This window comes from Enterococcus sp. 5H (assembly GCF_028128615.1).
Classification (GTDB): Bacteria; Bacillota; Bacilli; order Lactobacillales; family Enterococcaceae; genus Enterococcus_L.
Map to the genome: position 1 here is coordinate 396,212 of NZ_AMDP01000019.1, position 12,956 is coordinate 409,167.

At 36.3% G+C, this 12,956-nt stretch carries 16 protein-coding genes; 13 read left to right on the forward strand and 3 right to left on the reverse strand.

The features are described 5' to 3' along the window. Positions 1 to 10: 10 nt before the first annotated feature. The 13 genes from rplO to truA all read left to right on the forward strand — a co-directional run bounded on the left by rplO (position 11) and on the right by truA (position 8,976). A complete protein-coding gene (gene rplO, locus C240_RS07930) occupies positions 11 to 454 on the forward strand; it encodes a 50S ribosomal protein L15 (RefSeq protein ID WP_271493922.1) in 444 nt (147 codons plus the stop codon). Then, positions 454 to 1,752: a preprotein translocase subunit SecY gene (gene secY / locus C240_RS07935; protein WP_271493925.1), complete on the forward strand. Its 1,299-nt coding sequence runs from the start codon at positions 454 to 456 to the stop codon at positions 1,750 to 1,752. The genes rplO and secY overlap by 1 nt, the downstream gene beginning before the upstream one ends. A gap of 101 nt (positions 1,753 to 1,853) precedes the next feature. Continuing rightward, entirely contained in the window at positions 1,854 to 2,504 is a 651-nt protein-coding gene (locus tag C240_RS07940) for an adenylate kinase (RefSeq protein ID WP_271493928.1), read from the forward strand. Positions 2,505 to 2,702: 198 nt separating this feature from the next. Beyond that, positions 2,703 to 2,921 carry a translation initiation factor IF-1 gene (gene infA / locus C240_RS07945; RefSeq protein WP_002356224.1) on the forward strand — a complete coding sequence of 73 codons (219 nt, stop codon included), beginning with the start codon at positions 2,703 to 2,705 and terminating at the stop codon, positions 2,919 to 2,921. A 31-nt stretch (positions 2,922 to 2,952) separates the two neighbouring features. Then, positions 2,953 to 3,069 carry a 50S ribosomal protein L36 gene (gene rpmJ, locus C240_RS07950; protein WP_002288710.1) on the forward strand — a complete coding sequence of 39 codons (117 nt, stop codon included), beginning with the start codon at positions 2,953 to 2,955 and terminating at the stop codon, positions 3,067 to 3,069. 18 nt (positions 3,070 to 3,087) lie between these two features. Further along, positions 3,088 to 3,453, forward strand: a complete 366-nt coding sequence (gene rpsM, locus C240_RS07955; RefSeq protein ID WP_271494062.1) for a 30S ribosomal protein S13 — start codon at positions 3,088 to 3,090, stop codon at positions 3,451 to 3,453. Between the two features lie 27 nt (positions 3,454 to 3,480). Beyond that, the gene (gene rpsK / locus C240_RS07960; protein WP_010761668.1) at positions 3,481 to 3,870 is read left to right on the forward strand and encodes a 30S ribosomal protein S11; all 390 of its coding nucleotides are present in this window, start codon (positions 3,481 to 3,483) and stop codon (positions 3,868 to 3,870) included. An 80-nt stretch (positions 3,871 to 3,950) separates the two neighbouring features. Next, positions 3,951 to 4,889, forward strand: coding sequence for a DNA-directed RNA polymerase subunit alpha (locus tag C240_RS07965; protein ID WP_271494068.1), 939 nt, complete (start codon positions 3,951 to 3,953; stop codon positions 4,887 to 4,889). Between the two features lie 53 nt (positions 4,890 to 4,942). Then, the gene (gene rplQ, locus C240_RS07970) at positions 4,943 to 5,326 is read left to right on the forward strand and encodes a 50S ribosomal protein L17 (RefSeq protein ID WP_069662435.1); all 384 of its coding nucleotides are present in this window, start codon (positions 4,943 to 4,945) and stop codon (positions 5,324 to 5,326) included. A gap of 405 nt (positions 5,327 to 5,731) precedes the next feature. Continuing rightward, positions 5,732 to 6,571, forward strand: coding sequence for an energy-coupling factor ABC transporter ATP-binding protein (locus tag C240_RS07975; protein ID WP_271494076.1), 840 nt, complete (start codon positions 5,732 to 5,734; stop codon positions 6,569 to 6,571). After that, on the forward strand, positions 6,547 to 7,416 hold the full coding sequence (locus tag C240_RS07980; RefSeq protein ID WP_271494078.1) for an energy-coupling factor ABC transporter ATP-binding protein: 870 nt from the start codon (positions 6,547 to 6,549) through the stop codon (positions 7,414 to 7,416). The genes C240_RS07975 and C240_RS07980 overlap by 25 nt, the downstream gene beginning before the upstream one ends. After that, positions 7,413 to 8,210, forward strand: a complete 798-nt coding sequence (locus C240_RS07985; RefSeq protein WP_271494081.1) for an energy-coupling factor transporter transmembrane component T family protein — start codon at positions 7,413 to 7,415, stop codon at positions 8,208 to 8,210. The genes C240_RS07980 and C240_RS07985 overlap by 4 nt, the downstream gene beginning before the upstream one ends. Positions 8,211 to 8,229: 19 nt before the next feature. Continuing rightward, on the forward strand, positions 8,230 to 8,976 hold the full coding sequence (gene truA / locus C240_RS07990; RefSeq protein ID WP_271494084.1) for a tRNA pseudouridine(38-40) synthase TruA: 747 nt from the start codon (positions 8,230 to 8,232) through the stop codon (positions 8,974 to 8,976). Positions 8,977 to 9,172: 196 nt separating this feature from the next. On the opposite strand, the gene C240_RS07995 is transcribed toward truA, so the two are convergent. The 3 genes from C240_RS07995 to C240_RS08005 form a co-directional block, all read right to left on the reverse strand. Beyond that, entirely contained in the window at positions 9,173 to 10,681 is a 1,509-nt protein-coding gene (locus tag C240_RS07995; protein WP_271494087.1) for a helix-turn-helix domain-containing protein, read from the reverse strand. A 188-nt stretch (positions 10,682 to 10,869) separates the two neighbouring features. Then, positions 10,870 to 12,219: a branched-chain amino acid transport system II carrier protein gene (brnQ, locus tag C240_RS08000; protein WP_271494089.1), complete on the reverse strand. Its 1,350-nt coding sequence runs from the start codon at positions 12,217 to 12,219 to the stop codon at positions 10,870 to 10,872. Between the two features lie 114 nt (positions 12,220 to 12,333). Next, complete coding sequence (locus C240_RS08005) at positions 12,334 to 12,822, reverse strand: GNAT family N-acetyltransferase (RefSeq protein ID WP_271494092.1); 489 nt, start codon at positions 12,820 to 12,822, stop codon at positions 12,334 to 12,336. Between the last annotated feature and the right edge of the window lie 134 nt (positions 12,823 to 12,956).

The following is a 12,956-nucleotide window of genomic DNA, read 5'->3' on the forward strand; positions in this document are numbered from 1 at the left end:
TGCCAAACCAATGAAACTTCATGAATTGAAACCTGCTGAAGGTTCACGCCAAGTACGTAACCGTGTTGGACGTGGTACTTCATCTGGTAATGGTAAAACATCCGGCCGTGGACAAAAAGGGCAAAAAGCTCGTTCAGGCGGTGGTGTTCGTCTAGGATTTGAAGGGGGTCAAACTCCATTATTCCGTCGTTTACCAAAACGTGGCTTCACTAACATCAACCGTAAAGATTACGCAGTCATCAACTTAGATGTCTTAAATCGTTTCGAAGATGGAACTGAAGTTACACCTGCAGGCTTAATCGAAGCTGGAATCGTGAAAAACGAAAAAGCTGGGATTAAAGTTCTTGCTAACGGTGAATTAACAACTAAAAAATTAACTGTGAAAGCAGCTAAATTCTCTAAAGCAGCAGAAGACGCAATTGTTGCAGCTGGTGGAACAATCGAGGTGATCTAATGTTTAAACTATTAAAAGACGCTTTTAAAGTCAAAGACATTAGATCGAAAATTTTGTTTACTGTATTTATCCTGTTTGTTTTCCGTTTAGGTGCACATATTACTGTACCTGGCGTGAATGCAAAAGGTTTACAGGATTTAAGCAATTTACCATTTTTAAATATGTTGAATATGGTCAGCGGTAGTGCAATGCAAAACTTCTCTATCTTCTCGATGGGGGTTTCGCCTTACATTACAGCATCGATCATCATCCAACTATTACAAATGGATATTGTACCTAAGTTTGTAGAATGGTCAAAACAAGGTGAAGTAGGACGTAAAAAATTGAACCAAGCAACAAGATATCTAACGATTGTCTTGGGTATTGCTCAATCAATGGGGATTACTGCTGGATTCCAACAATTAAGTTCAGTTGGAGTTGTAGAAAATCCTAGCTTACGTACATTTGTAATGATCGCTGTAATCTTAACTGGTGGTACTATGTTTGTAACTTGGTTAGGAGAACAAATTACTGAAAAAGGAATTGGGAACGGTGTTTCAATGATTATCTTCGCGGGGATTATTTCTCGTTTACCTGAAGGAATCAAAGAAATCGTTGACGATTACTTTATCAATATTGAGTCTTCTAGAATTTGGCAATCCGTGATCTTTATTGTTGTATTAATTATCGCTATTTTAGCAATTGTTACTTTAGTGACATTCTTCCAACAAGCAGAAAGAAAAATTCCAATCCAATATACAAAACGTGTATCTGGTGCACCAACAAGTAGTTATTTACCTTTAAAAGTAAATGCTGCCGGTGTTATCCCAGTTATCTTTGCAAGTTCATTAATTGCAACACCGAACGCTGTTTTACAAGCCTTCTCTAAGAATTATTCTGGTGAAGGTTGGTATGATATAATGACACAAATTTTTAGTTACAATACCGTTCCAGGTGCGATTATCTATACTGTACTGATCGTAGCTTTCACATTCTTCTATGCTTTTGTTCAAGTTAACCCTGAGAAATTAGCGGAAAACTTACAAAAACAAGGAAGTTATATTCCAAGTGTACGACCAGGTAAAGGGACAGAAGAATATATCTCTGGAATGTTAATGAGACTAAGTGTTGTCGGTTCTATATTCCTAGGTTTAGTTGCATTACTACCAATCATTGCTCAAATGATCTGGCAATTACCGCAATCTATCGGCCTTGGAGGAACTAGCTTACTAATTGTTATTGGTGTTGCTTTAGAGACAGCTAAACAATTAGAAGGTTTAATGTTGAAACGTCAATATGTTGGCTTTATCAATAAGTAAGAATCATGTGGAGGAGATAAAACTATTTAAGTTTTTCTCTACCACTATTCTCACAGTTGGCTAGCTTCATAAGCCAGCCTTTAAAATTAGGAGGAAAAGAAATGAACCTCATTTTAATGGGATTGCCTGGAGCAGGCAAAGGGACGCAAGCAGAAAAAATTGTTGATACTTACGGTATCCCGCATATTTCTACTGGAGACATGTTCCGTGCAGCAATGCAAAATGAAACTGCTCTTGGCTTAGAAGCGAAATCTTATATCGATAAAGGTGCTTTGGTTCCAGACGATGTAACGAATGGAATTGTCAAAGAACGTTTGGCTGAACCTGATACTGATAAAGGTTTTTTATTAGATGGTTTTCCACGGACTTTGGATCAAGCAGAAGCATTAGATAAAATGTTAACAGAATTAAATAAAAAAATTGATGCTGTCATTGACATCCATGTAGCAGAAGATATTTTAGTTGAGCGCTTGGCCGGTCGTTTTATCTGCCGAACATGTGGAGCAACTTACCATAAAATCTTCAATCCTCCAACTGTTGAAGGAACATGTGATCGTTGCGGCGGTCATGAATTTTATCAAAGAGAAGATGATAAGCCTGAAACGGTTAAAAATCGTTTGGCAGTCAACATCAAAAGCAGTGCACCAATTTTAGACTTTTATAAGAATAAAAACTTGTTGCATACAATAGATGGGAATCGCGAAATCGATACTGTTTTTTCTGAAGTGAAAGAAATCATCGAAAAAAAATAGTTGTTTGAATTGCCCGCAGTCTACCATTTTGTTGGTTTCAGATTCTCTTGCCAAATAGAATAGTTTATGATAGAATATATCAGTCCGACTTCTATCTTTTTTTTAGAAAGAAGTTTAATTGAAAATTCTAGGTGGGAGCTGAAGTTTCCGCCGTTTTATCGTGTGAAAATGCGAAACAAGTACAAGGAGGTACTGTGCGTGGCAAAAGAAGATATGATTGAAGTCGAAGGTACAGTCGTCGAAACTTTGCCGAATGCAATGTTTAAAGTTGAACTAGAAAATGGACACCAAGTTCTTGCAACTGTTTCCGGTAAAATCCGCATGCACTACATTCGAATTTTACCTGGGGATAAAGTGACTGTAGAGTTATCGCCATATGATTTAACTCGTGGTCGAATCACTTATCGCTTTAAATAATTGTACTCCGTAAAATCAGGGAGGTATTATCATGAAAGTAAGACCATCAGTAAAACCAATGTGTGAACATTGTAAAGTAATTCGCCGTAAAGGACGTGTTATGGTCATTTGCCCAGCAAATCCAAAACATAAACAACGTCAAGGATAATAGGAGGTGTAACGTAGAATGGCTCGTATTGCAGGAGTAGACATCCCTCGTGATAAACGTGTAGTAATTTCTCTTACTTATATTTTTGGTATTGGTAATACTACAGCTAAAAAAGTTTTAGCAAACGTTGGCGTATCTGAAGATATTCGCGTTCGTGATTTAACAAACGAACAAACAGATGCTATCCGTGCGGAAATTGATAAGTTAAAAGTTGAAGGTGATCTTCGTCGTGAAGTGAACTTAAACATCAAACGCTTGATGGAAATCGGTTCATACCGTGGTATCCGTCACCGTCGTGGATTACCAACTCGTGGACAAAACACGAAAAATAATGCACGTACTCGTAAAGGCCCAGCTCGTACAGTAGCAGGCAAGAAAAAATAATTCCTAAGTGAAGGAGGTTAGATCTTCATGGCAGCAAAAAAAGTTAGTCGTAAACGCCGTGTGAAAAAGAATATAGAAACAGGGATTGCACATATCCATTCTACATTCAATAATACAATTGTAATGATTACTGATAGTCATGGTAATGCATTAGCATGGTCATCAGCAGGCTCATTAGGTTTCAAAGGAAGTAAAAAATCAACACCGTTTGCAGCTCAAATGGCCGCAGAAGCTGCTACTAAAGCAGCACAAGAACACGGACTTAAAACTGTTGATGTAACAGTTAAAGGACCAGGTTCTGGACGTGAAGCAGCGATTCGTTCATTGCAAGCAACAGGTTTAGAAGTGACTGCAATTCGTGACGTGACTCCAGTTCCTCATAATGGATGCCGCCCTCCAAAACGCCGTCGTGTTTAATGAGCGCCACTCATTCTGAGTTTGAATTAAGAACGTCATTGAACAAGACACTTTTCGTTTTGAAAGGGGTATAGATAAGAATGATTGAATTTGAAAAACCAAGAATCGAAAAAATTGATGAGAATAGAGATTATGGCAAGTTTGTCGTTGAACCACTGGAAAGAGGTTACGGGACTACTTTAGGCAATTCTCTACGTCGTATTTTATTATCTTCTTTACCAGGAGCTGCTATTACTAATATTCAAATTGATGGCGTGCTGCATGAATTCTCTACCATAAAAGGTGTAAGAGAAGACGTAACGCAAATCATCTTGAATATCAAAGGTTTAGCATTAAAGCTTTACGCTGAAGAAGAAAAAACCCTTGAGATCGATATTACAGGACCTGCTACAGTAACTGCTGGCGATATTATCGTTGACAGCGATGTTGAGATCTTGAATAAAGATTTAATTATCTGTAGTGTCTCTGAAGGAGCTACTTTCCATGCTCGCTTAACAGTGAAACCTGGTCGTGGCTATGTTCAAGCAGACGAAAATAAAAAGGAAGATATGCCAATCGGTGTTCTCCCTGTTGATTCCATCTATACACCAGTTCGTCGTGTAAACTACCAAGTAGAAAACACTCGTGTTGGACGTCGTGATGATTTTGACAAACTTACAATGGAAATATGGACTGATGGTTCAATCATTCCTCAAGAAGCTCTTAGCCTAGCTGCTAAGATTATGACGGAGCATTTAGACATCTTTGTAAACCTAACTGATGAAGCGAAAAACGCTGAAATCATGGTCGAAAAAGAAGAAACACAAAAAGAAAAAATGCTTGAAATGACCATCGAAGAACTAGACTTGTCTGTTCGTTCATATAACTGTTTAAAACGTGCAGGTATTAACACTGTACAAGAACTTACAAATAAATCTGAACCAGAAATGATCAAAGTTCGTAATTTAGGTCGTAAATCTCTTGAAGAAGTTAAAGTTAAACTTCATGATTTAGGTTTAGGCTTACGTAAAGATGACTAGTCATTTTTGAAAAGATTTCAAGTTAGTAGAAAGAACGAAGGAGGAATACCAACGTGGGTTATCGTAAATTAGGACGCACTTCAAGCCAACGTAAAGCGATGTTGCGTGACTTAACTACTGATTTAATTATCAATGAACGTATTGTTACGACTGAAGCTCGTGCAAAAGAAATTCGTTCTACAACAGAAAAAATGATTACTTTAGGCAAACGCGGAGACCTTCATGCTCGTCGCCAAGCAGCTACTTTTGTTCGCAATGAAGTTGCTAGTGTACGTGAAGAAAACGAAGCAATTGTTGTTGAATCAGCTTTACAAAAGTTATTCAATGATCTTGCACCTCGTTACGCTGAACGCCAAGGTGGTTATACTCGTATCTTGAAGACAGAACCAAGACGCGGAGATGCAGCACCAATGGTAATTATCGAATTTGTTAAATAATCAAAACTATACCGTCACTTTATAGATGTTTCTTAGAGTGTTATGATGTTGGAGGCGACTCCTAGTCTAGCTCAACGCTTCTCTTGCCGATTTTCGGCAAGAGAGCACTCATCATATATAAGGTGTTTTTTTGTGCCTAAAGGAAAATTCCTTTAGGTTTTTTTGTTTTAATTATGACAAAATAACAATTCGATTTCTCAAATTTCACCTCACTATCATTTTTGAGCTTATTAAGATAAGCTGATTTCATAAAATCAAAATATCTACTGTCAAGACAGATAAAACTACCCATTCCAGCGCTTAATTTGTTATAATAAGGATTAGTGTAAAATAAAGCAGAGATAATTGAAAAAACACTGATTTTTTGTTAGTGTTAGTAGGAATAATTAATTGAGGGAGTACGCGATGAAGTCAATAATTGAATTAAAAAATATCCATTTTAACTATCAACCAGAAGATGCTTCTCCCGCTTTGAAAGATGTATCTTTTTCCATTCAGCAAGGTGAGTGGATTGCGATAATTGGACACAACGGTTCTGGAAAATCTACATTAGCAAAAACGATCAATGGATTGTTATTGCCTAATTCAGGCAGCATTGCTGTCGGTGGTAAAGAACTGAATGAAGCTAATGTTTGGGATATTCGCCGAATGGTTGGAATGGTGTTTCAAAATCCTGATAACCAGTTTGTCGGATCAACAGTTGAAGATGATGTTGCCTTTGGTTTAGAAAATCAAGGAATACCTAGAGAAGAAATGCTTGTACGGGTGAAAGATGCTTTAGAGAAAGTTCGTATGTCGGCTTTTACTACACGTGAACCAGCTCGTTTATCTGGTGGGCAAAAACAACGTGTAGCAATAGCGGGTGTTGTAGCTTTACGTCCAGATATTATTATTTTGGATGAAGCGACAAGTATGTTGGATCCTGAAGGTCGGGAAGAAGTTATTTCGACAATCAAGAAAATCAAAGAAGAAAGTAATTTAACCGTTATTTCAATTACTCATGATATCGATGAAGCAGCGAATGCGAATCGGATTTTAGTGATGAAACAAGGTGAACTAGTGGATGAGGGAATACCTGAAAAGATTTTTTCTGCAGGAACTGAATTGGTTCAAATGGGCTTAGATCTGCCTTTTCCTGAAAAACTTAAAATTGCTTTGAAACAACGTGGAATTGACGTTCCAAACGAATATTTGACTGAGGAAAGGATGGTGGATTGGCTATGGACATCTGTTTTGACCAAGTAGATTTTACGTACCAACCCAATACACCTTTTGAGCAACGGGCATTATTTGATTTAAACATGACAATAAAAGATGGTTCTTACACTGCGATTGTTGGACATACTGGTAGTGGGAAATCGACTTTATTACAACATTTGAATGCTTTGGTTAAACCAACTAAAGGAACAGTAACGATTGGTGATCGTACGATTACACCAGAAACAAATAATAAAAACTTAAAACCAATTCGTAAAAAAGTCGGGATTGTTTTTCAATTCCCGGAAGCACAACTATTTGAAGAAACAGTTGCGAAAGATATTGCTTTTGGGCCTAAGAATTTTGGTGTCTCTGAAGAAGCTGCTGCAAAATTAGCGGCTGAGATGCTCGGTCTAGTTGGATTAGATCCAAGTTATTTGGAACGTTCTCCTTTTGAGTTGTCAGGAGGTCAGATGCGACGGGTGGCGATTGCTGGAGTTTTAGCGATGGAACCGGAAGTTTTAGTGCTGGATGAGCCAACAGCTGGATTAGATCCACAAGGGCGCAAAGAAATGATGGAAATGTTTCAACATTTACACGATGAGCGTGGAATGACAATTGTTTTAGTAACGCATTTAATGGATGATGTGGCTAATTATGCCGATCATGTAATTGTGTTAGAAAAAGGGAAAATTGTTAAAGCTGGAACTCCTCAAGTAGTGTTCAATGATATTAATTGGTTAAAAGAAAAACAATTAGGAGTGCCTACTGCATCAGCTTTCGCAGAAAAATTAATAGCTAAAGGCATTAATTTTGAGCAATTACCACTAACTGCAGATGAGTTAGCAGATGCATTGTTAAAAGGTTCTAAGAAAGCAGGTGAAGACCAATGATGAACAAATTGATTTTTGGTCGTTATATACCTGGAGATTCATTTATTCATACAATGGACCCACGTGCAAAATTAATTGCTAGTTTTTATTTTATTGGAATTATTTTTTTAGCAAACAACTGGCAGACCTATGCTGTTTTAGCTGTATTTACATTATTTGCAATCTTTTTATCTAAAGTAAATATTCGGTTCTTTATTCGTGGAATTAAACCGCTAATCTGGTTAATTTTATTTACGGTAGCTTTGCAGATGCTATTTACCCAAGGCGGAGAAGTTTATTTTGATTGGGGTATTTTTTCAATCACTGAATATGGGGTGATTAACGGGCTGTTCATTTTTTGTCGTTTTGTGCTGATTATTTTTATGTCCACATTATTAACATTAACGACGCCGCCGCTTGATTTATCAGATGCGATTGAGTATTTATTACGACCGTTAAAAGTCGTTCGTTTTCCTGTTCATGAAGTTTCATTGATGTTATCCATAGCTTTGCGTTTTGTACCAACTTTGATGGATGAAACAGAAAAAATTATGAATGCTCAGCGTGCTAGAGGTGTAGATTTCGGTGAAGGTAATTTAATCCAAAAAATGAAAGCAGTCGTTCCACTATTGATTCCTTTGTTTGTTAGTAGTTTTAATCGAGCAGAAGATTTGGCGACTGCTATGGAAGCGAGAGGCTATCAAGGTGGAGATGGTCGGACGAAGTATCGGGTTCTTCACTGGCATGTCAAAGATACAGAAGCAATGATTGCTTTTGCTCTTTTAACAGTAATATTGATTTTTGTAAGAAGCTAGAAGTAAAGGTGGAAAAGAAATGCCGCGTTATAAAGCAATTATTGCTTACGATGGAACAAATTTTAATGGATTTCAAGCTCAACCAACTGGACGAACGGTTCAAGAAGAGTTTGAAAAGACGTTAAAAAAAATGAATAATGGTAAAACAATCACAATTTTTGGATCAGGTCGAACAGATGCCGGTGTTCATGCAGAAGGGCAAGTGATTCATTTTGATTATCCTCAAGCGCGTGATTTAGAAAAAATGCGTTTTGCTTTGGATACGCAAACACCTGAAGATATTGCAGTTAAGCAAGTAGAAATTGTATCCGATGAATTTCATGCCCGTTATCATGTTGTTGAAAAAACATATCAGTTTCGGGTAGATATTGGTAAACCAAGAAGTCCGTTCAGACGTTTTTATGCTAGTTATTTTCCTTATCCAATTGATGCTAAAAAGATAGAACGTGCGTTGTCTGATTTGCTTGGAACCCACGATTTCACGTCATTTTGTGCATCTGGTACAGAAATTGAAGATAAAGTTCGGACGATTCATGAAGCGAGTTTACAGATAAATGAGACAGGTGATGAGCTACTCTTTACCTTTCGGGGTGATGGGTTCTTGTATAAAATGATTCGAATTTTAGTAGGTACATTGTTGAAAATGGGCAATGGACGAATGGATGAAACAACTATTCCAGCGATTATTGCTGCTAAAGATCGAAATTTAGCTGGACCAACAGCACATCCAGAAGGGTTATATTTAGTTGAAGTAAAATATGAGTAGACCTTGGTATACAAAAAAGAGGCTGAGAAAAAAGCGTTTAGCCCCGAGAAATAAGAAGGGATTCATGAAAATTGCTCTTCAAATTTTTGTGAATTTCGGCTTATTTCCGAAGGAGCTGCTTTTTTCTCGCCGTTTATTCGGATCTAGTGAGTGAAACAAAACTGATCTTTAGTTTTGTCCCACTCACCTTTTTAGGTTAATCCTGCACAATATTTTTTTTCTCAAGTAACTGTTGAAGAATTTTATACAAATCACCTAGATCTTTATGTCCATAGGATAAATCCCAAAAATACAAAGGAATATCCGGATGTTTTTTGCGTGGTAATAAAGAGGAGCTGATAACTAAATCGTAACTATCATTTAAATCTTCTTGATAAGGTGAAGCATCAACAAAGCCCAAATCATTTAAAAATTGATAGATCATTCGAACCAAAGTAAAGTTATGTTCAAAAGCAACTCCGACTTTTAAATGTTCTGAATGTTTTGGCTTATCGAAAGTAGGCAGTAAGACACTTTTAAAAGCTGCTACTAGTGGTTTTTTGATTGTATAAATGAATTTATACTCTTTCTCTCGAGCTTTTTCTTCAAAGAATTCTTGAAGTTTCAATTCCAATGACTGATCGGCTTTTCTCTTTTGATCCGGTACTTCAACTAGGTTTTGTAAATTCGGAAATGGCTTGCCTAGTACATAGAATGTGAAGCTAATGTTGATAAGATTTCCTATTATAATTGGTTTATCAAGAATATCCGGCTCCTTTTTAAAAATATTTATTTTAGCGTAGGTGATAAAATCTTGAACTAATTCATAAACTGGATTAGGACGTACAGAAAAATCATGTAATGTCTGATGTAATGATGGGTCGTCATCTAGTGTGTAAAAAGGTGCATAATGAGCTAGGAAAAAGATAAAACTACTTTCCCCTTTACTGTGTTCAGGTGATAAAGATTGTAAGGGTCCAAGTTCTTTATTTAGACGTTCGAAATCGTAATAAGAATTACCTTTCATTAGGAAATCATAACGTTCATCGTAAGGGACAAAAATCTTTTTGCGTGTGCGACAAAGAAAAATTGCAGCAAAGTAAGTTAATTCTTTTGCACCTAAATATGTTCTAGACAAAGGAAAATATTCTGCAAATGCTTCCGTAAGTCTCTCAACTTCTTCCAGAGAAACATTCTCAAAAGGCCAGACTGTTCCACGAGTTCCTAACCAAAGCGCGTCAAAAAGAGCAACTCGTACCGAGCGTTCATCCCCAGTTAAATTAGCTTCAGTGTATGTAAAACGTAAATCAAATTGCTTCACATGTTTCTTTAATGGCAGCATTTTTCTTGAAACAGTCGAACGACTGACATAATATCGTTGACAAAAATCATCTATGTTGGGTGAATCATGATTTAAAAAATAAAGTATATATTGAAATGGGACGGATTTTCTTAATAGAAAGTAGCGATATTCATCAATTGTAACAAGCAATTTTTCACTGTTAATTTTACCAGCTTTATGTAAAATCGAAGGATGTGCTGCGCTAATCTTCTTTAGATCATTATTGATCTCAACGGAAATAATTGATGCTTGTTGATAATTTAAAGAAAATTCTTCAGCTAGTTGTGTGATGGACAGGTCAGCTTGGTTCATTTGAGTGATTCGTTTAAAAAGTGTAAACTTTGTCAGCATTCCAGAATCCATCATTAATTTTTCATATAGCATAATAATCACTTCCTTATTTTTATTTTACTGTACTTCATAGGGACTTGTCAGCTAAGATGAACGCTGAATAAAATAAAGTAGCTTTTTTTGAGTTCTAAAATAAAGATATTTCCACTATTTTCATTTAGCAAAAAGAAGACAGGACAAAACTTTATCAGCTTTTCCTGTCTTCTTTAAGTACATAGTTATCATTGAACAGATTCTTGTTTCAACTTGCTCCAGATCAATCCGATAATAAAACCTAAAGCAGCTGGTACCACCCAACCCATTCCAATAGAAAACAAAGGTAAATACTTATCTGCTGTTGTTAAAATAGCTGTAGCAACTGAGTTAGTTTGAATGAATTCAGGTGCACTATTTAAAGCATCAAGCAATGCTGCAACTAAAGTTACATAGGTCGTCATGCGATAGACTTCTTGACGGTGTTGAAAGAGAGGACTAATAATCACTAAAAGCATCAAGGTTATTGCTAGCGGGTAAAGGAACATCAAAACAGGAATCGAAAATTGAATGATATTCGTTAACCCAACATTGGCGAACAAACAAGGTAAAATACTTGCTGCTGCAATATAAAAAGCATATGAACGTTTGGGAAACAATTCAACAAATGTCTCCGAACATGCTGTGATTAAGCCAATGGCTGTTTTTAAACAAGCTAAAATAACGATTAAAGCGAGTAGGATACTACCAAAATTTCCTAAATAGTGGTTAGCAATTTGAGCTAAAGCAATTCCGCCATTTTCACTAATAGGGAATTTACCTAAACTCATTGTTCCCATGTAAGCCAGCAACGTATAAATGATTCCCATCAAAATAATACTAACCGCTCCGGATTTAATAGTATCTTTGGCAATATCATTTGGTTTTTCTACACCCATACCACGAATTGTTGAAACGATAATAATTCCAAAAGCTAACGCTGCCAATGCATCAAGTGTATTGTATCCCATAGTGAAGCCCTTAAAAAAAGGATCTTCAACGTACGCTGCACCAACAGAAGCAGTAGAAATGTCTCCTAAAGGAGTAATAAATGCAAATAAAATCAAAATAGCTAATAAGAATAAAAATAAAGGATTTAGAAACTTGCCAACATAACCTAATAGCTTAGAAGGTTTACGGGAAAAAGCCCAAGCGATTAAAAAGAATAATGCTGAAAAGATGGCTAAAAACAATTTGGACTGATCGCCGGAAATAAACGGTGCCACGCCAATTTCAAAAGAAGTCGTAGCCAATCGCGGTAAAGCGAAAAATGGTCCGATCGTCAAATATAATAATACGGTAAAAATAACGGCATAGCGTCGGTTTATCCGACAAGCTAAATCAAAAACACCATTACTTTTTGAAATACCAATAGCAATAACACCTAAAAAAGGTAAACCAATACCAGTAACTAGAAAGCCTAGATTAGCCATAAAAATGTTGGCACCAGCTTCTTGACCCATATGAACAGGAAAAATCAAATTGCCTGCGCCGAAAAATAAACCAAACAGCATGGACCCTACATAAAGGTACTCACGCCAAGATAACTTTTTTGTCACGATAAAACAACTCCTCTGTTTTTCTTCTTAATTAAAATAACAGAATATAGAGATCACAGCAAGCAAATTTGTCATTAGAGTATAAAGATCTTAGAAAATAATTAAAAACTAGACCTAATTAGTAAAGTAGGCAAATTGATAATCGTCGCAATAATGATCGTTGATAAAAAATTCATCTTTAAATAACGCTTCTTGAATAAAACCATTTTTTCGATAAAATTGGATCGCTTTTGTATTTGATCCCATAACGCGTAAGGAGATTTTGTGGATGTTGTTTTCTGTCGCAGCTCCTTTTACATAATCTAACAACTGTCGTCCAATTCCTAATGATTGACTCTCAGGATGAACGCCGATACCGAGCATCCATTGTTTTTTATGAGCAAGTAGTGGAGTTGGATGGTGAACATCGATATAGCCATGTACTTTTTGATTATCGACTGCAACAAAAATAGTTCGCCCACTTATTTTTTCTTTGTATTCATCTAAGGAAGCATAATAATGGAGGACTGGTGAATTTTCATTGGTCCAGATTGAATTTTCTATTTCAAGTAGTCCAGAGAAATCTTTTTCTTCAACTGGTCGGATGGTTATTTTAGTATTCATAAGGAGCCTTCTTTCTACAGATTAATGGTGAGTTTTTCGTTTATGTTCTATTACCTATGTTAGCACATAGCAAGAAAAAAGAACATTTGAGAACTTTTCTAAAACAAGAAAGAAGCATCATAACTTTTCGCTTT